This is a genomic window from Paenibacillus baimaensis (assembly GCF_025567575.1).
This window is the reverse complement of the sequence record NZ_JAOQIO010000011.1, coordinates 86,127-107,055: the sequence shown is the minus strand read 5'-3', so window position 1 is coordinate 107,055 and position 20,929 is coordinate 86,127. Positions and strand designations below refer to the sequence as shown.

At 47.8% G+C, this 20,929-nt stretch carries 15 protein-coding genes; 1 reads left to right on the top strand and 14 read right to left on the bottom strand.

Annotation, left to right across the window (positions count from 1 at the left end):
- Window positions 1-31: 31 nt before the first annotated feature.
- From OB236_RS05955 to OB236_RS05895, 14 genes are all read right to left on the bottom strand, one after another.
- Entirely contained in the window at window positions 32-3,109 is a 3,078-nt protein-coding gene (locus OB236_RS05955) for a putative baseplate assembly protein (RefSeq protein ID WP_262683183.1), read from the bottom strand.
- A gap of 61 nt (window positions 3,110-3,170) precedes the next feature.
- On the bottom strand, window positions 3,171-3,572 hold the full coding sequence (locus OB236_RS05950) for a GPW/gp25 family protein (RefSeq protein ID WP_076230398.1): 402 nt from the start codon (window positions 3,570-3,572) through the stop codon (window positions 3,171-3,173).
- 28 nt (window positions 3,573-3,600) lie between these two features.
- On the bottom strand, window positions 3,601-4,323 hold the full coding sequence (locus OB236_RS05945; RefSeq protein WP_076230399.1) for a phage baseplate assembly protein V: 723 nt from the start codon (window positions 4,321-4,323) through the stop codon (window positions 3,601-3,603).
- Window positions 4,323-5,417: a phage late control D family protein gene (locus tag OB236_RS05940; protein ID WP_076230400.1), complete on the bottom strand. Its 1,095-nt coding sequence runs from the start codon at window positions 5,415-5,417 to the stop codon at window positions 4,323-4,325. Before OB236_RS05940 ends, OB236_RS05945 begins: the two co-directional genes overlap by 1 nt.
- Before the next feature lie 6 nt (window positions 5,418-5,423).
- Window positions 5,424-6,050: a CIS tube protein gene (locus OB236_RS05935; RefSeq protein WP_076230661.1), complete on the bottom strand. Its 627-nt coding sequence runs from the start codon at window positions 6,048-6,050 to the stop codon at window positions 5,424-5,426.
- Window positions 6,051-6,152: 102 nt separating this feature from the next.
- Window positions 6,153-12,257 carry a hypothetical protein gene (locus tag OB236_RS05930; RefSeq protein ID WP_262683182.1) on the bottom strand — a complete coding sequence of 2,035 codons (6,105 nt, stop codon included), beginning with the start codon at window positions 12,255-12,257 and terminating at the stop codon, window positions 6,153-6,155.
- 18 nt (window positions 12,258-12,275) lie between these two features.
- Window positions 12,276-12,725 carry a phage tail protein gene (locus OB236_RS05925; protein ID WP_076230402.1) on the bottom strand — a complete coding sequence of 150 codons (450 nt, stop codon included), beginning with the start codon at window positions 12,723-12,725 and terminating at the stop codon, window positions 12,276-12,278.
- Between the two features lie 7 nt (window positions 12,726-12,732).
- Window positions 12,733-12,906, bottom strand: a complete 174-nt coding sequence (locus OB236_RS39765; protein WP_317259322.1) for a DUF6760 family protein — start codon at window positions 12,904-12,906, stop codon at window positions 12,733-12,735.
- A gap of 20 nt (window positions 12,907-12,926) precedes the next feature.
- Window positions 12,927-13,304 carry a phage tail assembly protein gene (locus tag OB236_RS05920; protein ID WP_240418012.1) on the bottom strand — a complete coding sequence of 126 codons (378 nt, stop codon included), beginning with the start codon at window positions 13,302-13,304 and terminating at the stop codon, window positions 12,927-12,929.
- Window positions 13,305-13,464: 160 nt separating this feature from the next.
- Complete coding sequence (locus OB236_RS05915) at window positions 13,465-13,899, bottom strand: phage tail protein (protein ID WP_076230405.1); 435 nt, start codon at window positions 13,897-13,899, stop codon at window positions 13,465-13,467.
- A gap of 61 nt (window positions 13,900-13,960) precedes the next feature.
- Complete coding sequence (locus tag OB236_RS05910; RefSeq protein WP_076230406.1) at window positions 13,961-15,715, bottom strand: phage tail sheath family protein; 1,755 nt, start codon at window positions 15,713-15,715, stop codon at window positions 13,961-13,963.
- Window positions 15,716-15,848: 133 nt separating this feature from the next.
- Window positions 15,849-16,685, bottom strand: a complete 837-nt coding sequence (locus tag OB236_RS05905; protein WP_262683181.1) for a hypothetical protein — start codon at window positions 16,683-16,685, stop codon at window positions 15,849-15,851.
- A 9-nt stretch (window positions 16,686-16,694) separates the two neighbouring features.
- Window positions 16,695-17,246: a DUF4255 domain-containing protein gene (locus tag OB236_RS05900; protein ID WP_262683199.1), complete on the bottom strand. Its 552-nt coding sequence runs from the start codon at window positions 17,244-17,246 to the stop codon at window positions 16,695-16,697.
- A 341-nt stretch (window positions 17,247-17,587) separates the two neighbouring features.
- Complete coding sequence (locus tag OB236_RS05895; RefSeq protein ID WP_262683180.1) at window positions 17,588-19,864, bottom strand: AAA family ATPase; 2,277 nt, start codon at window positions 19,862-19,864, stop codon at window positions 17,588-17,590.
- A gap of 332 nt (window positions 19,865-20,196) precedes the next feature.
- On the opposite strand from OB236_RS05895, the gene OB236_RS05890 reads away from it, so the two are divergent.
- Entirely contained in the window at window positions 20,197-20,658 is a 462-nt protein-coding gene (locus OB236_RS05890) for a MarR family winged helix-turn-helix transcriptional regulator (RefSeq protein ID WP_262683179.1), read from the top strand.
- The last annotated feature ends 271 nt before the right edge of the window (window positions 20,659-20,929 follow it).

Genomic DNA, 20,929 nt, shown 5'->3' with positions numbered 1-20,929 from the left:
GAGTCCCTTGTGACTTGAACAACAAACTGTTTTAAAGCGCGGTTACGACTACTTTGTGCATACCGCTGATGATAATTCCATGCAAAAGAGAGGGCAGACTGTTAACGTCCAGCTCGGTACGTATATGATCCTCGATTTTATATACCGACATATACAATTTTTCGACATGGTTGATCGAATGAATCGATTTTAAAAGTGCATAAAACATCGAAAGATGGATATCCTGACCGATTTCCCAGCCTTTTCCGTCATAGTTACCCGCGAGCGGGTCCAGAAACTGCTGCAGCTTGGCTATAGCCGCAAGCTCTGTCGGTACGACGGCATCCATACCCTCAACAGCCACATATGCGGTTACGGATACCTCGATGAAGGCCGGCTGGATGACCTGAATGCGATCAGGCAAAGCCACCATACTCGAAGCGCGCTGCAGCACATAACGTTCAACCTGCCGCTTGAGCTCAGGAAAGGCTGCAAGGCCCCCAACACCCTCTTGAGGCAGGATGACCAAAGTAATACAGCCGATTTCCTTCTCCACCCGCGCATTATAATTCGCCAGACAGGTAACCCGCGCAATGTTTGGATAAGCCTCCCGTGCCAGCCACTCGAAATCCTTTGCTGTTACCGCACGGCCCCGATGCTTGAGCTGCTGTGGTCCACGACGCATGGCTGATTCCTGATTCTCCGCATCGCAGCCGCCAGCCGCAGCCTCCGGGTTCATAGCTCCGCCTACAAAAGCAATCGAGTTTTGCAAGCTGGCAATCTGTCCCGCCCCAACATTGCCTTCTTTGCCGCGAGTCACCTTGTAAGTAACCTTTATTTGTTCCAGACCACCCTTGGGGGGTAACTTACCGTGAATCCCATCACCAAACCGGATTCGGCCAAAGGCCCGATCAATAGCATAATGGCGGTCCTCTCCACCAGAGTCACTCAAATGTGCTACTGGAAACCATCTTACCCATAACCGGTAAATATACCCGTCCGTATCGCGGATCACATCGAGCTCCAATGTGCCCTGCTCCAAATGCAGCCGCACCTCTTCCTCGGACATCGAACCTGTCTCATCGACCCAGACCGTTTCCGCGACAACAGGAGTTCTGCTCAGCTGAAACTCGGAGGCAAATTCACCTGCTCTTGGATCGGGGTATTCGTTATGTACGGTTTCCTGCTGAACGGCTGCTACCGTATTCACATACATCCCATTTACAACTGGTATCGCCACATTACCCGAGAAATCATCATATTTGTCGTCCCTGTTTACCGCACGCAGCCAATAGCCATCCTTACCAAACAAGGAGGTTCGTTGAAAATCGGCTGGACCCGCAAACTGCAACGACCCCGTCCTCGTTAATCCGTTTGTATCATCAATCACCTTGAGCACTGACCATCTTGGGCCTTCCCCTGAATAGCCCGCCCTCCAATATTCCCATTCGAGCAGTGGAATATCTTTCTCAGTCAGCTTCTGCGGCTGTACGGATACTAATATCGAGATCGGTCCTTTAACCGGAGGTACATCGAACGCAAGGTGCAGTGCCGGATGGTTCACCTCCATATGAAAAAAAGGCTGGAACGGCCCCGAATGCCCCTGGCTTTGCAAGGTCTGATCTATCATGACCGTATGATTAAGCGCAAGGCAGCTCCGAAGTGGATACAACCGCTCCGGGTATGCGTAAGTTAGCTTAACCCCCTCCAACCATGGAGAAAGGTATACTGGCAGCGCCGAGTACAGATTTTCAATTTGCAAAATACGCGCCCGAATCCAATGGCTCAGATGGGAATTAACAAATGTTTCCTCCAGGTCCTGTGGACACCGGAACGATACCTGCTTGTGCTGCAGCTCTTCACCAGGTCGATAAAATAAGCTTTCAGCCTCTCTGCCAGCGTCCAGTCTGACCCAGGCACTCCCATTCCAATATTCCCAAATCACCTGGGCAATCGCAACGATCGGCGGGTTCGGTCTTTCAAAGCTGGATTTTTTCATGACAAGCTTCCAGTCCACAACCTGCTCCTGCTCCGTTTGAAACCGGTTAGGAATGACTTTAAGGGCAAACGTCATCGTGATCATGCCATCACGCTTGCTGAGCACTTCATCGCTGGATACGTAGAAGGTACCGTACGGAATGAATTGATCCCCAAACGGGTAAAAACCATCATCTGCATTCGCCTGAATATCATTATAAAACATCATATCCGGCGCAATCCCGCCCCGGGCCAGGCTGTCCACATACTCGGTTTTCACATGTATACGGTCCAGTTCCAGCCGCTGATCGGCAAGTGAGGGTGTATGACTGCTGCCCCGTTTCATCCGGCATTGAATGTAGCGTCCACTTCGGCCGGACAGCTCCTGCTGGGTCACTTCACCAAGCTGCATTTTATGTAAAATGACCCGATTTCCCTCTGATTCAACACGGTCAAAGGGTACCCAGCCGTTATCTGTAGGATACAACCATTCTGCTAACGAAGGGTCTGCCAGCCGCTGGCTCAGGCTCAGCTCCTCATGGGGCTTCGTCGAATGAACGACCTCCAGCTCGATTCGGGCTGTTTCGTGAAGTAGAAACATATCGCCATGCTCCAAATAAAGCACATGCTCCTGAAGATTATTTGCATCCGGCAGCTGGAACAACGGACTTGGTGCCGCTAATCCGGCTTGCGCTGCAGCCACCCATGGCTCTGGTATTTGCAGGATGCTATCGTGCTTCTTGCTGGTCAGAAAAGCGGCAATGAGTGCTGCAGGGGTGAGCAGCAGCAGCCGTTCCGTCTCAAATAAAATGTCACCTTCTGCACCGGGAGCTGCTACCTGCGTACCCGCTGGAATCAGCACGGGCTGCTGAACTCCCGAATTCAAGCGAAACGTCAGAAACGTGCTGGCCGGCCGTGCCGGAAGCAAAGACACATCAAACAGGTTCATAAAGGCAACGAGGTTTTTAAACGGCACCCGGTTCATTCGTTTAATATTTTCCTGAAACATATCGGCAAATATTAGAAATAGTGCACTACCCGGGTCCGGGTCCTCAGGCGAAAATCGCCATTCCGGTGTGTAATACGGAACCATTTCCTTCATCTGGGCTATCAGGTCCTGCTTATCACGCTGATCAATTTTGGGAGGCTGCATGCATCCACCCCCTCTCTGTCCGCTTTGTCATAATCGATGCTTCCACCTTTTTCCCGCTTGTTTACTTCGAGCCTTCATGGATATAGAAAGGATACACCAGATTAAACAAATTGTTAGTCGTACGCACTGTATATCGAATACCTATATTGACTCTACCTATGTCTCCATTGTCCACAATGGCCTGAACCTCGATCTCATGCACGCGGGGCTCCCAGTTCTGGATACCTTCCCGAATACTGCTTTCCAGCAGTCGTAAGGTCGTGGCGTCCGTATTCCCAAATGCAAAGTTAATCACATCGCAGCCAAAATCAGGTCGCATCGTACGTTCTCCCAAAGAGGTTCCGAGGATGATGCGGATCGCTTCAGCGATATCCTGTTCATATTCCGACATCATGATACGACCTGTTGCCTTGTCCACCTGAATGGGGAATTTCCAGCCGCGTCCCAGAAATTGTTCGCTCATCGCTTTCACCCCTTTTCCATCATCTCTGCTAATTGATTTTGACCAGACTACCTTTAATGTTAATGATTCCATCGGATTTGATATCCAGTGAAGCGCCTGCCTTCAAGGCCATCGTTGCGGATGCTTCTATGCTAACCTGCGTTGATTTGATATTAATCGCCTTGGTACTCTCGATTTTCACATCACCCTTCGCATTCAATGTAATGGTCGAGGTACTGCTTTTAATCGTGATCTCGTTAGCCGAGCCGCCTTTGATCTGAATCGCATTATTGCCGCTCTGCTCCTGAATATCTATCGTATCTGCCTTATCCGAAAATTCGATGGTTTGCCCTTTGTTCGTCTTGATCGTCACTTTGCCGTCACTATCATTATCATCAAAGGTCAGCACATGACCTGCACGTGATTTGAATTGACGGATATCGTTCTTATCATTGGCTTTGGGCGAAGGCTGCTTTGTACTCCAGAGCACCCCGATCACGAATGGCTGGCGAATTTCGCCCAGATGGAAAGCGACCAGCACCTCATCCCCCACTTCAGGAATAAACAGACTTCCCCTGTCCTTACCTGCCATCAGAGTCGCTATTCGAACCCAGTCGGTTTCCGTCTCCGTTTCCCGCAGCGGGAGCTGCAGCTTGACCCTGGCCAATCCATCGGGATCTTTATTATCCGTCACAATTGCTACCATCACGCCATCAATCTTTGGAAAGACTGGCTCGGACATCCCACGGAATGAAAAATCCGGGTAATTCATCACACCGCATTCCCCCCAACTTGAAATCGTGTTACATAGCCGGAATCATCAACAATGTGCAGCGTTGAAATAATATAATAGGGCTGGCTCAGCTTGCTGCCGATTCCACTAAGCTTGATGTAGCGTCCTGCGCGTATTTCCGGAATACCCATGCATTCCCCATGACCATTGATCAGCTTCATGGATCTTTTATTCAATAAGGCCTCGGCATGCGTCTTCGCTTCATCCTGAGAGTCGATGTTGGTATACACATGCTCTTTATAAGTACCCTGTGCTTTCAAAATATCTTTGCCCGTCTTGGAATTAGAGCCAAGCTTGGTTACGGTTGTAGCTGTAGCTTCCACTACCTCCAGCTTTTTATTATCCCAGCCACGTACCGTTACTTCCGTAATCTGATCGGCAAGATTCATATCTATCGACAGCGAAAGCAGCGACGTGCCCCACTGCAATTCGACAACTGGCGTCATTTCCGTTAGCGGCTTGCGAAAATACATCGTTTTCCCAACTATAAAAAAATCATAATGCACCAAATCGGCTAAATATTGAATGAAGTGATAATCATCAATCTGATTCTGCGATACGGTATTGTACATAGTCGTTGTATCGTCCACCTGTGTCTTGATGCCGTACGTACCAGCAATTTCCTTGGCAATATCACTATATTTTTTTTGAGTCCATGACTTCGATTTGGAGCCTTTCATCATCAGATACGACATATCCATTCCGCGAACGAGTAAATTGGGTGTCGTGTCGTCCGAAAAATCAGCTGTAACGGAGGTGATGTACCCTTGAAAAACCGTCGTTAGCTTATCCACGTATCCAAGCTTGATTTCTACCGCTTTACCAAGCACAAATACATCGTTAAGCCATAAAAATTCACGTTGTTCCAAATCAAAAGCGTTCGTTATCTGAAAGAAAAACGAATCTGCCGTCCCTTCCAGACTGCTTTCTACTTTTAAAATCGATATCGCAATTTCATCGGCTATTTTGCTGCCATTCACCAAGATTTCGAAAGCCGGGGAAAAAAAATCGCGATATTTTTTTCCCAGCTGGTCCGTTGTAAACTCCCCACTATCCAGCTTAAGCTCTGCCATTGTTGATCACTCCAGCCTTGGAACGGTTATTCTGCGGCCCGGGTCCAGCTTCAACGGATTATCAATCCCATTGGCCCGAGCAATTTCGCGCCATAAACCCGGATCTTCATATTCGGAGGCGGCCATTAGCCACAGCTGCTCCCCCTGCTTTAATAATTTTTGCTTGGTGCGGTCCGCGGATTGACGCGGGATCCCTTTGAGCTGTTCATTTTTCGTCTGCCACGAATGGAAGACCACTTTCAGCTTGGCACGAACCGGAATTCCCGTATCCAGGAACATCGTGAATTTCTGACCAACCGAGATAACGACGCCTTTAAAATCAATTGAGCCCCATACAAATCGGCATACCGGCGGCGCATGCAAATCCTTGTCCACATTGAGAAGCTCGGAAATTTTGCGGGTATAATTGCGAACGTCAGTAGCAGCCTCCGAGGTATCAAAAAAGAAATCCATCGACAGGTTGCTGGTCTCTCCGGATACGAACTGACCGATCGGCATAGAAAGACCTGGAACCACTTTCCAAGAATACTTATTACTTAAATTGTGGTCGTATTCAGTTGGATTGAACATGACATCGATCTCTTCTTTACGAGTTCCTTTATCGACAATGATCTTTGCTTTTGTAAGTGACAATGGTTTCCATCCCTTTCCTTGCATCCTGGTACCGTTTGCTGGTTCGTGCCCATCCTATTTTGTTCTAAAACCCGATGGGATAAAGCTGGCATAACTACACGGTTACCTGCCACGCCGCTGACGTTCAAACCGCATCCGTTTCTCAAGCTCACGTGTTACCTTATCTACAATATGATTGACATCCAGCTGTGGAAGCTGCTTAATCAGCTCATTAATTTGTTCTTTTGTAAGTTCAAGCGGCTCCATGGACTGTATGGTTTCCGAGGATTCCTCGGATTCAGGCTGTCGTTGTCGTCTTAACAGCTCCAGAATAGGTGTATTCAGATCCTCAGACTGGCTCGATTCGGAAGTTGGCAGCTTATGCTCCAGTAGTGCACTCGGTTTTCCAAGCGCTGCCGATTGCTGCTGTGAATGTGTGAAAATATCTCCTGGTGCTGCGCCCATTCCGGGATTGACGAATCTTGGCTGCCCATGATGATCGGCTGTATCCTCCCACTTATGTGGTCTTACAGAAGTAGGAGCTTGTGCCAAAGATCGCAGCTTGCCCTGGAATTGAATTGTCGCTGTCTGGTTGTTGTCCGAAGCAATTCCTTCCTTGCTCTCTGAGCCTGTAGGCTGCGAGGACTTGCTAAAGACGGCCTGCGGCCTGAATTGCGAAATGCGCTTCACAGATAGTTGAGGTCCGCTGTTCGTATTCAGCATGGGTCTGTGAGCTTCTGTCCCCTGGTCAGGTTGATTCCTAATCCCGACCATTCCCGACTTCTTTGTGAGCAGCTCGGATGCAGGCGGCGTTGCAGCTTTACGAAGCATCCGTACAGGTACAGGTTGTCCGGAGCCATCTGCGAAAGGGATTCTACTGACACCCCGTTGTCTGACTAAGACAGAACGCCCCTTAACCCCCTCGAATGCAGGCTTATTGCGATCCTGCTCTACTGCACCCGTCGGCCTGACAGCTGTAGGATTGTGCATTCGCTGTTTGGCATGGTCTGCTATGCTTATGTCGCTGCGAACATCCTGCTGCCATTGAATCGTACCTCCGGTGTTCATTGTGGCAGCTGTGGACACCTGTCCCATATGGTCACTATGATTCGTGCTATCTGTAATGATACGACTCTTATTCTGCAATCTGCGCTGCACTGCACTGGATAAACTGTTTGTGCGTTGAAACACTTGTGAGCCATGATCATCAGACTGTTCATTAGGTGCACTGTGCAAAGCTGTTCTTTGAAAAACAGATCCATTAGATCCTTTTAAACCAGGTCTATTTAGGGCTGAGCCTTGTAAGACAGGTCTACTTAAGGTAGAACCTTGTACAACAGAACCCTTTAATGCAGGAGCTCCCTGACCTTGTAAGGTAGATCTGATGGGAGACATTTGCAAGCTTGATCCTTGATAACCCGATGCAGTAGCAATATGGTCTTTCTTACGAATACCCGCTGGCTCGATCAATATCGGCGCTGCACCCATGCTTGAATGAATAGTGCTGAGGCTGCGAGTCTGGATATGCGTTATTTCCTTTAAAGGCGAAGCTTGCGAACGTCCGCTTATCGCAGATTTTGCACCTGAAACAGAAATGATGTCTTGGTGCGGTGTCATAGAACGTTTCCCTGCAAAATTGTCCAGCGATGGCTGCAAGGATTGCTGAGATGTATATAATGCTCTAGTGCTGTGTATAGGAACCGCGTTTGCTTTTGTCGATGCTGCTCTTAGTGCCAAGCTTGATGTTGTTCCTGCAGCGTCTCGTGCTATATGTGAACGTACAGCAGACTTATCCGATTTGTTTATATGAAAATCGCTTCTTGCCATACTCAGTGCTTTCAAAGTTCTGATTTCGTTGTTTGCTCTTCTTGCCAACCCCCGTTCACGTAATGGGGCTTGGTTAAAGGTTGAACTTCCTTTTGCAAACCGATTTCGCTGAATAAATGCTCCCGCTTCACCGTTTACCAACCTCGGTAAGAAAGCAGGTAACATCCTCGATTCTGGTGAAATGGGTGCTGCATTTGATCCTTGTTTCAAACTTGATGCTGATTGTGATACCCCAAGCATCGCCATAAGTCCGACCATCGCGCCTGGTATTACCCCTGCGTTTGAGTTGGAGGATCTCCTTGCTACATTTCCAACTGCTGAATAATTTGCCTGCTTGCTAATTATAGGTCCTTCACCATTCGCGAACCCTGTATTTGATCGATCTGCAGGCTTTTGCATATGTGTGCCACTCACTGATCTCGCTGTCCGCTGCAGTGATGAGGGCTCTTCTTTGGCACGTGGACTTAGCCCTGATCTTAATGCGTACCCTATCCCCGCTTCTAACTTAGCCAGTTCGGGCAGACCCGAGCCTGATCCAGATGAAGGCTGCCAAGGCTCGATCCACTTTTTAGGAGCATTTGTTCGGATTGCGGCGTCATTACGCTTACCACGCACCTGATCGGTCTGATTGAAGAATTCCGCTCTGTCGGCCTTGTCGACGATTGAAGGGTCAACACTGTTCCTCTGAGATAGCTTAGCGGTTTGCAAAAACTCGCTAGACAGGTCATCCGGTTGCCTGAAATGCTGCAACGTGGCCGCAAGAATGAGCGGACTGGATGCTCTGACTTGAGCCGCTGTTCGATTGCGGGCTAATACCTGTGACGCAATATGTCGTTCTGTCACGGGTAGCTTACTCATGGTAGCGTGTCGATTCCTCAAAAGATAGGAAAGGCGTTCAGATAGATTCGGACTCCCGTTCTTCGCATTCCCGCCCCTTAGAGCATTTGAAACACGATCTGTCAGTGCGCCCTCTTTATGATTGGACTCGCCCCATCTTGCAGCACTCGATTCGGATTGAATCTCCGAAACCGAATTGAACCTATGATTTAATGCTTGTCCTCTTCGACTACGGTTGCCTGTCTTCATCTGCTCGGTCGTATTTCTGCTTTGTCTCTGTTGAATAAGCGGGTGGTCTACGCCGATCCATTGCAGCTCTCTTAAAGCAGTTATCACAGGAAGCTGCAGGGCTAATATGACATTGCTGGCGTTAAGGCTTGATATTTTACGTCTAGCTATATCGTTGAAGCCCGGCAGTGTATCCGGCCCACCTTCTCGATCTGCTGCTTGAGCCCTGGCCCTAAATGTAGTAGTCCTTGCCAAATTTTGAGTAGGTGCAGCTTTTTCTGCCGATGTTCCTGAACTTCGTTGTATGCTGAGACTACTATCCTGATCTGCGTTTGGTTGTCTCACATTTGTCTGCGTATAGCTTAGGGCATTCATTCGCTTTGTTGCAGCGTTTCCTGCCAATATTCCTGAACTTCGTTGTATGCTGAGACTTTTGCTTAGAGCTGTGTCTGGCTGTCTCACATTTGCTTGCGTATACCTTAGGGCATTCATTCGCTTTGTTGCAGTGTTATCTGCCAATATACCTAAACTTCGTCGAATGCTGATACTATTGTCTAGAGCTGTGTCTGGCTGCCTCACATTTTCTTGTGTATACCTTAGGGCATTCATTCGCTTTGTTGTAACGTTTTCTCCCAATATACCTAAACTTCGTCGAATGCTAATACCATTGCCTGGAGCTGTGTCTGGCTGTCTCACTTTTGTCCGCGTATAGTTTAGAGCAGTCATTGGCTTTGCTGCAGCATTATCTATCAATGTTCCTGAATTCCGTTGCAGGCTGAGCCTATTATCCTGGGCTGCATATGGCTGTCTCACATTTGTTTGCGTATAGTTTAGAGCAGTCATTGGCTTTGCTGCAGCATTATCTGCCAATGTTCCTGAATTCCGTTGCAGGCTGAGCCTATTATCCTGGGCTGCATATGGCTGTCTCACATTTGTTTGCGTATAGCTTAGAGCAGTCATTGGCTTACTTGTTAACTGAGTACTTACGCTCAGCTCATGCCCACGGTTGTTGTCTAGAACAGCCGGCTTCCAACCCTTAAGCAGCATCAAGGATAGTGGCGGCAAGGGTGAAGTCATCTGGTAATCGGACCCGTGATTATCGTTATCGGATTTACGAAAAATCGGTTGACGTTGCCCTGCCATCCTGTCGAAGGCTGATGCTTCATATAGGGTACTTGTACGGTTATTCAAACCCTGAGTTGCCCGCTCTTGCCTAACGTAATTAGGAGATTGCTGCATGACTCGATTGGCCAAGTTAACCCTTCGATAAGCATCACTTTGTTGTTCATGTGCAGGTTCATGCTTCTGTGGAGCAAGTATTTTTTCAGATGTCTCTTGTCGTCGTTGAATCGATAGTGCTCGGTATGTTGCAATTGTGCCGACAGGTGGACTGCTTGCACGATCGCCCCCATCTTCTATCTGTGGAAGATTCCTTCCAGCAGAATGGGAAGCAGCCTGCATGATCGGGTACTGCCTGTAGTTACCTGGAAGCCATGGATCTGACTGTTCAAATCGCAATTTACGATTAGCGGATACAGGGTATAACGTGTTAGCTGTATGTGCAAGCTGGAAAGAAGATGTCTTCCTTTGGGTGATTGGACTGAGGGAATCCGCACTCCCCTGATGACGTATGGATTCACCTCTCCATCTCTTCCCAGCATGATTATCATTTTCAATAAAACTATTGTTACGACCATCACGGCTTAATCTTTGGTTTAAGCTAGTACTATAAATCTCCGTCGTGCGTCTTTGCTGGTTAACACTTGAAGATTGGTGCCGAATGTTCCCACTTTGTCTGGTCCGTGCTGGCAACGTTGCCTGCGAAATCATAGACAAGATTGATAGTGAAGCATGCCTGCGACCAAGAGGAAGCATTCCTTCATACTGCCGTTGAATCATGGCTGTTTGGATTTCTTTATCACTGCGAGCTTGATAGACTACGCGTTGACTCATTCTGGCAGAGCTCTGTTGATCAGGTGTTGCCTGCTGCCATTGCAGTTGCCGGCCTGCTGTCTTATTACTAGTCGTACCGCCCGTTTCACCCACACTGGTTCGCCAAACCATAGGGTACGTGGCAGTGTTTGAAGAACGACGCTGCAAATAGCTAATTTGCTCATTCTGCGTCAGCATTCGAAGAGGTATTGTTGAACCTGAGTTCAATTCCTTATTATGCACAATCTGCCCTATACGCTGCGAGATTTGCATGCTTCGCTGCTTACTATTATCCGGCACCCATCTTACAGCACCCTGTTGTGTTGTAGTCAATTCCAATGGATTGGCTGGAAGTGAAAGCTCTGAAACGTTCGCTGCTGACTCTTTACTAGGAACGATTGGCGCATGCTGCATCACTTGTCGATTTTGAAGCTCAATTGTTTCGTTTGTTGCCGCATCAGGCTTTTGATTTACAGTCTGATTCTGTACGGCTTCTGTAATTTGCTGCTGATCCTGAGTAACGTGCTCTTCCGGGATGCGTTCTTCCCGCTTATGTTCATGCACTAAAGATGACCCTTCATCTTGCAGTCCTTGCTGTTGTACGGGTACTCGATCCGATGGCGCTAATTGCTGATTTTCCTGAATGTGACCGGTATACGGGACCTGACTCGGCTCCAACGCTTGCGGCTGTCCTGTAGCTTGAGAATGCTCCGGCCGTTTGCCCTTCCTGTTGACCAATTCAGTATTGCTGTTCTTCGTTTGCTTCGCTACCTGGCGACGAGTTCGATCGTTCTGCTCGGCCTGTTGAAGCTGTTTTTTGCTACCTTTTGTCGCTTTTGCATCCCTTGGCGTAAGTTTTGTACGGGTATCAGGCTTCAAACGAGCCGTTGATATTTTGCCCGTCGCAGTAGTTGAGGTACTGCTAACCGCGGTTTGATTTCTTTTTTCAACCGGAATGACGCCGCTCTGCATGGCCTTCGGTGCTGCTCCAGAGGGTTTCATTTGGACCAAGGCCTGCTTGTTCCGGTTTGTCCCCGCCATACCGCTGTAATAATGAATCAACCGCTCAAGCCGATGGACCGTTTCCGTACGAGTTATGATTTGCTTCGCTCCACTATGCTGGAGTGCCGCCAGTTGGGCCTTTAATTGTTCGACCATGTGCCGCCATTTCGCCGAACCGTCGTCCCGCTCTTCGTCGTCAGCCCCTGCCATTTCGCGAAATACCAATGACAGACGTCCAAAATAATCCTGGCGCCAAAAACCGTATTTACCTATAATGTTGTCAGCAAAAAGTCGAGTAAGACGTGCCGTGCCGCTGCCGTCGTCCTGCTTACGCTGTGGAACGTTCAACCTGCCGAGCTTACCGGCTGTCGTATGGGGGATATGTGATTTTCGGGATTTCATGCCAGTCCCCCTACCCGATTATTTTTTGCTGAAAACCGTTTTCAAGCCGTTATGCACCAGTTCAATGGATTCAATAGCAACACTTGTACTCGTTGAGTTCATATCAGGACCGCTCCATTTCACAGGATAAGCCTCAAGAAAATTCCACCTGCAAATTTCGTTGCCTGAAATATGATTCAAAATAATCGAGCCGCTTTGACGGACAATTTTACCTTTTAGAGCATCCGCGTACCAATCCCACAGATCGCTTGATTTCGTAATTCCCCGCTTGAGTACAATCCTCGGATTTTTTACGCCTTTGCGGAAATAATGGACGTAATCGTTCAAGCCGCCCTCTGAATAAGGAACAAGCTCGATCTCCGAATTGAGCCCTGTTACTTCCGTAAAACCGCCCACAAACAATCCATCCAGCTCGACCTCAAACCGCAGGGGTGCACTAATCTCATTTCTTCTAGAGGCCTCGCTCATCTGTTTTTCACCTCTTATTGAATACATCAAACGGATTATTATCCGGTTTATCATCATTCATATTGCGGTTGATTCTAGAAATTTCGTCACACCACTTCCTGCGCTCTCGATGCTCCATCAACATGATCTCATCGTGAGGCCAGTGGAAATAGTACGCGATGAAACCGGCCTCCTCGTAAATCTTGTCAATGGGGTAACCGACTATGCCTCCTCCATCCCGGCGATAAAAGACACATCCACATCAAATTCATGCTCACATTTCGGACAAATAGTATGAACCTTGGGCACTTCCATTTCATTGATTTCACGGTAAAAGTTTTGCAAAAAAGCCAAGTCAGCGGTAAACATCTTCTCCACAACCCGAGTATCTATCGCTCTCAGATCGCCCAGCTTCGTAATAACGCGTGTCAGTAAAATAATCGTGAGATAACCGGGGTTTTGTTGTACGCGTTGATCCCGCATCGGCAAAATTTCGTCAGCTGCCGTCGCAAGCCGCATAATTCCTCTTTTGTGCAGGGTACCACTGTCATCCACATAACCTCTGGGTAGATCGAATTCGTATTCTGTCTTGAATGCCATTTGGGTTTCCTCCTAAGAGTTTTGCTTCGCAAAACTTTCTTCGTAAGCATAAGCTGAGCGTTCCTTTAGGAACGCTTACTTCGTAAGCATAAGTTAAGAAAACAAGAGATGGGACCAGCGGTAAACGCCCTATCCCTCCTCTTGTTCCCTCATGTAATTGTTACGCCGTGCGTGTCATGCCTTCATGCGACAATTCCAAAAATTCAATTGCTACTTCAGAGCCTGTACCATTAAAGTTCGGAGCTGTGTACTTGGAAGGCCATGCCTCGATAACCTGCCAGGTTGCTACATCGCCGCCCTCTTCATCGATCGCAATAATCGTAACGGTTTTGCGTGCAACTTTACCTTCAATCGACTCCTGCATCCAATTATACATATCCATGGAGTCGGTAGTTCCCCACTTCAAGCTGATATTGCCGTATTTGGCCAATCCCGGAAGCTTGCGCGCCGTAATCGTTTCATTACCTTCACGATATTCCACTACAGCTAGAGACGCATCAAAACCTGATACTTCGCTAAATCCAGCTTGTTGAATACCTTCAACCTCTACTCTAAATCGAAAATTTCTATATGGATCTCTACGCTCGCCAGTCATAATTCACTTTTCCCCTTTCGTATGGTTCATGACAAGTTCCCTACTCAAAGTTTAGAGAAAACTATTCTTCTCTTGTTTTCTGAGTTATCCGGAAGATGACGAATTCCGCCGGTTTTACAGGCGCAACTCCAATAATGCAAATCAGACGACCATTATCGATATCATCCTGCGTCATGGTTGAGCGACCGATGTTCACATAAAATGCTTCACTCGGACTGCCTCCCATAAGAGCTCCGTCTCTCCATACGCGGGTAAGGAATGCTTCAATCGTACGCTGTACACGAGCCCATAGCTGTTCATCATTCGGCTCGAACACAACCCAGTTTGTACCATTCTTGATCGACTCTTCGATAAAGATGAACAGCCTTCTTACGTTGACATATTTCCACAGACCATTCGATGTAGTTGTACGGGCACCCCATACACGAATACCTTGTCCCGGGAAAGCACGAATCAAGTTCACGCCCTGTGGATTCAAAATATCCTGTTCACCTTTATTGTACTGGCAATCCAGACCTACGGCGCCACGTACAACTTCGTTCGCAGGCGCTTTTTGCACACCACGAGTTTGGTCGGAACGCGAGTAAATACCAGCCATCGATCCGGACGGCGGAATATAAATATTGCGTTTATCGAGCGGATCAAACACCTGCAGCCAAGGATTGTACATCGCTGCATAGTTGCTGTCAAAAATATTGCGGTGTGTCATAACGTCCGCTACTTTGGTTTTTTCGCGCGGCACATCCAGAATCGCAAAACGGCTGCCGAGGTTTTCACAATGCGCTACAAGTGACAATTGGACATTAGGGTCCGTTACACCCGGGATGGACATAATGCTTACGACATCGTTATCGATAAAGGATTGGATTCCGGTTCTTTTGCCAGGGCCACGATCTTGACCCATAAAATCGGAAGCTGCCAGATTGGCCACAGAGCCATCACTGCCGCCTGCAAGCGAGATCAGGAACTTGCCTGTCTCCTCCAGCTCACCAGATAATGCTTCAAATGGAGCAGTCGCTCCAAGATCACCAAATTCTCTACTGATATCCTTCACGGAAATAATGTTGGAGCGAACCAGGATTTTCTCAACATGGTTTGCAGCAGCTACATTCAATGACAATTTCTCGAACGATTCAGCCTCATCGCCATAAAATACATGAAGTGTGAACTCGCTTGTAGTCAGAACTTTCGCTGGCAGCAGGTTAACATCAATAACATCTGCATCGCCATCCAATACGCTTTCCAGTTCAATGATATTGTCGAGGGAAGAGACGACACGATTGTATTGCTTGTCACCTGCGTTCTCGAAAGCAACAACGTCACCGACGTTAAAGCCGGCATTATTTTTTACGCGATACTGCTTGGATTCCCCAGGCTCGCCAATAATGTCAAAGATTTGTGTCTTGGCCTTACTCGATGGTACCACGACAAGACGAATCTGGTTACCCCAAGCGCCCGGGTTTTTCGAGCTTATGCTAAGTACCTTCGACTCTTTATTATCCCCGCCCTGATTGGTAGCAAGCTTCGCGTCGGAAGGAGCTACCCGCATGACATACGAACGTGATCCGCCATTGAGAAAAAAGTGCTCCACCGCGTAAGACAAGAAACGGTAGTCTCCAAAAGCATTTTCGGATAAATAACTTCCGAAATTACGGTGAAAATCGGCTACGCTGGTAATAAGCAGAGGGACGCCTTCGATCTCCCCTCTTTGTGCCAACCCAATGAAGCCTGCCGTGCTTGTACTTGCACCTTCCAGCGGCTGTGCGCCACTATCGAATTCTTCTACATAGACTCCCGGTGATAAATACTCAGCCATTATTCCCCGGTTTCATCGATCTGCACCGTCTCGCCTTTACAAGCCGAAATCGGTTCCTTTGCAGAATGAAACCAGTTCTCTCCTCTCTGCTTGTGGATTATAGAAGATGGATAAATCCGATCTGCTAACAATGTTAGGTATTGCCTTTTGAAGCTTTTGAAGGTGTTACCGATGGATCCAAGCATAAGCTCCCAGCTAATGTCGTTCCGCCCTCCGCAAGGTTCACCTCCTTCAAAAGGGAGAGATCGCCATAGGTAATATCAAGTCTTAGATCGAATTGTTTGGCTCTGCAGTTGGCAAAGGCCAGAACAGCTTCGCCTTGCTCGTCAGATCTGGATTTTACGACAGGCAGCAGCAGCGAGCCCCGACTGTAAGAGCCGTTTAATGGCTCGACCAAACGCACTTTACGCTGGTGCTCCAGCACAGCAGCAACGCAGCACAGCTCCTCATCAGCCTTCGCATTGCGTCCGCGAATAAGGAATCGATCACCGATTCCGATTTTTCCGGTTACAGAACCAAGCATCAGCTCATTCTCTCCTCGTCCTGCATGGTCCTGGGCCAACCTTGCTCTCGACACTTCCTCAGTCAACGGGACAGCCAGCAGTGATGCACCCGAGCAAGGAGCTCCCCCGGCGTTCTTGACATTGACGCGAAGCAAGGTCGCTTTATCATGAAAGGGATAGGATGGACGAGGTGTGAGAGAGACATGAACCAACTGGTCCTTGGGACCTACCCTAATATCAACGTACTCTTCGAAATAATGCTGAACAAGCACCCGCAATCGGTACATACCTTCCTGCAGGTCGGTAAAAATGTAATAACCTTGTGCTTTAACAACAGGCTTAGCTAGCATCTCTTCCAAAGCAATCTTTGTATTGCTGCCGAGTGGGGGACCTAAGGTGAATGAGTCCAAGAGGCATACTGCTAATGAGACACGGGTTTTCATCATTGATATTCGAGTTGGCTCCATTCGGTCCTCCTACCCTTGAATCCGGAAGTCTCGCTCTGTAACCCGTTTCGTTGTTTTGATCCTTGTCGAATCGATATGTACTGGGCCTACTACGTACCCTATGGAAAGACGATAAGGAAGATCTGCGAAATTCCACATTCTCGTCAAAGCTTCACCTGTGAGCGTATCCATAACCACACGCACTTCCTCGCCAGCCTCTGCTAAGGTACCTACAGAAGCAGGTCCGCGAAGCACAGAATTATCGTATAGCACCTGCATCGCCCTACCCAAAATACGATGCTCATCGACGATTCTTGATTGAAGTTCCGCAGAAGAGTGGGCCGTGAGCAAATAATATAAATTGACAGTCATAGGAGGAAATTGGATAGAATCCGTCCCTCGTGCAACCATCCGGGTTTGGCGGTTATCGCCGCTTTCCAGAATGTTGTACAAAAATAGTGAAAGGGAGAGATCACCCTTATCCGCAGGGGACGCCAAGCCAATTAACTCCGGCTGAGGAATTGGATCTGGTGTCATATGTTCTCTGAGCAGCTTCAGCAAAGAGGCGCCAACATCGGCAATAACCGTATAATCGCCTATAGGAAATCACTCCTCACATTATATGTCAGCATTCGCCAGATCTCCTTGTAATAATAGAGAATTTCATGTCGGTTTAAGATCCTTTTTCTATTATAATTGTATTTCCAAGGCTTGACTACTACTTCTCATGGTTCATTTGAACTATTTAATAACAATAGTCCACATCTTCCACTTTCAAATAATGGCAGAAATGCTCGATAACCGTCATACATGCTTATCGTACCACGTAATGGCGAAAATGAATTGTGAGAGATATCACAATTTTATCAAATCAAACAAGGCGCTTATCTCCAAGATCCTGAGATAAACGCCCCTATCGTTATTTAATACATATCAACATCATCTTTATTCCATATTTTACCAGTCTTTTGCATTTCATATTTGACTGCCTGCAAAATATGTCGCATCCCAATAACAGTCCCCGCATCTGCGGCCATAAAGGCGGAGGATACGGCAATATTTTTAATATAACCGCCAGCTACCTGAAATTTGGAAGCCACATATTTAAAATCGACGTCATCACCAATCGGCGCTTCCTTCGGAAACATCGATCGCCAAATTTTCTCGCGCTGCTCCTCATCAGGAAAAGGAAATTTAATAATATAGCTAATCCTTCGAATAAAAGCTTCATCGATATTGTTCAGCAGGTTGGTGGCGAGTACCGTGATCCCTTCATATTCCTCCATTTTTTGCAGCAGATAGGCGGTCTCAATGTTAGCATACTTATCATGGGAATCCTTGACCTCGGAACGTTTGCCAAACAGCGCATCGGTCTCATCAAAGAACAGGATCGCATTACTAAGACGGGCCTCTTCAAAAATTTCATGCAGATTTTTTTCCGTCTCACCGATATATTTGCTGATGACCTGGGATAAATCAATCTTATAGAGCTCCAGTTGAAGCTCATTGGCGACAACCTGGGCAGACATCGTCTTACCCGTTCCCGGAGGACCTGCGAACAGCATGCTTAGTCCTTTGCCATATGCAAGCTTACGCTCAAAGCCCCATCTGCTGTATACGATACTGCGGTATTTCATCTGGTTGCAGGCTTGGCGAAGCTGCTCCTTTTGCTCAGTCGGTAAAATAATATCCTCCCACGCGTACTTGGGCTGAATCCGCACCGCTTTCTTGGCCAGACGATGCTGCACCTGCATGAAGCATGCCTTGTACAACGCAGCCTCAACCACATCAATCCCAGAACGGTTGTCCAAATGAGCTGTTTTTTCCGAATTACCGCTGCCATTCCAGGCCGAAAAGCCTTGCGCCAGCATCAGCGCTCTGTTGATTTGTCCGGGTGTGAAACGGAACTTGCTGCCGAATACTACCCAATCAACCTTATAATCGAGTCCGTGCTCCAAGGCGAAGCTTTCCCACAACTTATGCCGCTGTTCGTCGTCCGGTATCGGGATCTCCAGATCAATGACCAGCCGATCCTTCAACTCGGAGGACAATCGTTGGTGCCTATCTGCCAATAGAAAAAGCAGTCCATTATAGCTGTTCAAGCAGTGGTATACCGCCTCAAGACGCTGCCGGGACAGCAGGTCCGGCTCTTCGGGAAATAACACCTCCACATGGGTCAGTCCGAGAATCGCCTGATGCAATATCGCTTCCCTCAGCACCTCATCCAGCAGCATATCAAAGGGCTTGTCCTGCAGCAGCATGGCGGAGAGGTCTGCGAACAGCACAGGCTTGCCGAAGGAACGGCAGCAATGCTGTACCTGCAGCTTTTTCCCAGCACCTGACGGGCCCCATATATAAAAAGCGATCCGCTTGCGTTCCTTTCTGCCCGGGGCATACATCTCCCTTACAAATGTCTGCAGCTGATCCTGCAGCTCCAAACCGGTACGCAGCTGCTGCAATGGCGTGTCCAGCGCATGACGCTGAGTAACACGGAACAGCTCTTCCTCAGAATGAAGTACCGTCTCATCCAGCAAAAACCGGACCATCCGCCGATCCAGAAAGACGAGCTTCGAGAGTAAGGAACGGGTTGTCTGTTCTCCCGCTTCCTTATACAGCATATACTTGGCGAGCTTTCCGGATGGGGATAACGATAAACGGGCGGCACCCATTTCTTCCAGATCGTGGCAAGCCAACTGCAGCAGCAAGCTAATATTCGGGTGCTTGGCAGTCAGATCATCGATCAGGAAGCCAAAGATCCGTTCATACTTACGGTCCAATTCCACGGCTAACGCGATCATGATGCATTGACGCTCCCATTCCTGCATACCAAATATCCGTTCTATATAAGGAAGCGGCAGAAAGATGCCCGTCAACCCACTTTGCGCAAGCCTCCGATCCACCGCTTCTTCAGCCTCATGCAGCCGATCCAGCAGCAGCTCAGCTTCCTGATCATACTCAGGCAGTGAGGCTGCAGCGTTAATCAAGCCCATAAATTCCTCTTCGGAAACAAACATGCCATTAAAAGGATCAGCCTGCCATTCCGTCATCCTTTTCTTCCTTCGTAAATACAACCACTGCAGCCTCAAATCCAATAATTGCAGCTCGTCAGCATAATGCTCCCAGCAGCTTGCATATCCTCTTTCGTCCCATAGCTTCCCTTGCTCAGCTGAGATAAGCTCCTCAAATCGTCCGTTGATCATCATACTCTCCTAAATGTAACCATTTGTATTTCAAATCCTCACCTGTGTTGGTCGCTTTGGATTCATCTTACCAAACATTGTTAGGGTTGACTACAGGAATACACCCGACTTATCCGGATGACACGGGAGGCACAGCCAGCTAATATCGTGAAAGGATTGAACCCACTGCTTCAACTTGACGAAGCCTGGATTTAACTGTAATTTGATTACATAATAATGACTCGCATGATATAGTAATCGTAAGCAGAGCAGCAGCCAGATTAACAAGTCCCGGGAGAGCCAACAGTTTTTCGCCGACATCATTAATAGTTCACGGAGGTGCTACCCATACAATGGATTCCGGCCATGAAACCAAGACTAGTCAGACCGAGCGGTTTGAAACCGCTCTTTGGACGATCGTACGCAGGCTCGGACCTGAGCTCACATCACATACCAGTCTAAAGCTAACCGGACAACAGTTCGTCATGCTGCATTTCATTTCCAAAACAGGTCCCTGTAAAGTGACCGATCTCGCCGGCAGAATGGAAGTCAAACCAAGTGCCATTACTGTTATGATCGACCGATTGATCGCTCAAGGGGTCGTGCAGCGTCGTCATGACGATAAGGATCGCAGGGTCGTATTCATCGACATGACCGATCGTGGACATGAAGTTTTGGAGCAGCTTCAGCAGCTGCGCAGAGAAATTATCGGCAGCTATTTAAACGATCTGGATGCGGATAAGCTGACCGTATTTCTGGATATTTTTGAGCAAATTGCCGGCAAAATTCCGAAATCGGTTAACCCGTCACCCTAGCCAGCAGACGACTAAAAAAAGTGGAATGATTTGGACAAATCTGGATACAATAAAGTATGGACAGCTCCCCCCCAGCATGTTCCAACCGAAGTATAATGAACAGTATTTGGTTGTGATGGTACTGAAATTATGGTATAATCAGAACATTCACAATATTGTATCTGTTAAATTCACATCTTATAAAGATTATTACAGTAAATTTTGGGGTAATCTTTATAATGTGTGAATTTTCTTATTCATGCAAATAAGAGTAAACATTTATTGGAGGTTT

Coding starts and splice junctions, on each gene's coding strand:
- OB236_RS05955 (WP_262683183.1), bottom strand. CDS start 3,109: ATGCAGCCTCCCAAAATTGATCAGCGTGATAAGCAGGACCTGATAGCC.
- OB236_RS05950 (WP_076230398.1), bottom strand. CDS start 3,572: ATGAGCGAACAATTTCTGGGACGCGGCTGGAAATTCCCCATTCAGGTG.
- OB236_RS05945 (WP_076230399.1), bottom strand. CDS start 4,323: ATGAATTACCCGGATTTTTCATTCCGTGGGATGTCCGAGCCAGTCTTT.
- OB236_RS05940 (WP_076230400.1), bottom strand. CDS start 5,417: ATGGCAGAGCTTAAGCTGGATAGTGGGGAGTTTACAACGGACCAGCTG.
- OB236_RS05930 (WP_262683182.1), bottom strand. CDS start 12,257: ATGAAATCCCGAAAATCACATATCCCCCATACGACAGCCGGTAAGCTC.
- OB236_RS05925 (WP_076230402.1), bottom strand. CDS start 12,725: ATGAGCGAGGCCTCTAGAAGAAATGAGATTAGTGCACCCCTGCGGTTT.
- OB236_RS05920 (WP_240418012.1), bottom strand. CDS start 13,304: ATGGCATTCAAGACAGAATACGAATTCGATCTACCCAGAGGTTATGTG.
- OB236_RS05915 (WP_076230405.1), bottom strand. CDS start 13,899: ATGACTGGCGAGCGTAGAGATCCATATAGAAATTTTCGATTTAGAGTA.
- OB236_RS05910 (WP_076230406.1), bottom strand. CDS start 15,715: ATGGCTGAGTATTTATCACCGGGAGTCTATGTAGAAGAATTCGATAGT.
- OB236_RS05905 (WP_262683181.1), bottom strand. CDS start 16,685: ATGGAGCCAACTCGAATATCAATGATGAAAACCCGTGTCTCATTAGCA.
- OB236_RS05895 (WP_262683180.1), bottom strand. CDS start 19,864: ATGATCAACGGACGATTTGAGGAGCTTATCTCAGCTGAGCAAGGGAAG.
- OB236_RS05890 (WP_262683179.1), top strand. CDS start 20,197: ATGGATTCCGGCCATGAAACCAAGACTAGTCAGACCGAGCGGTTTGAA.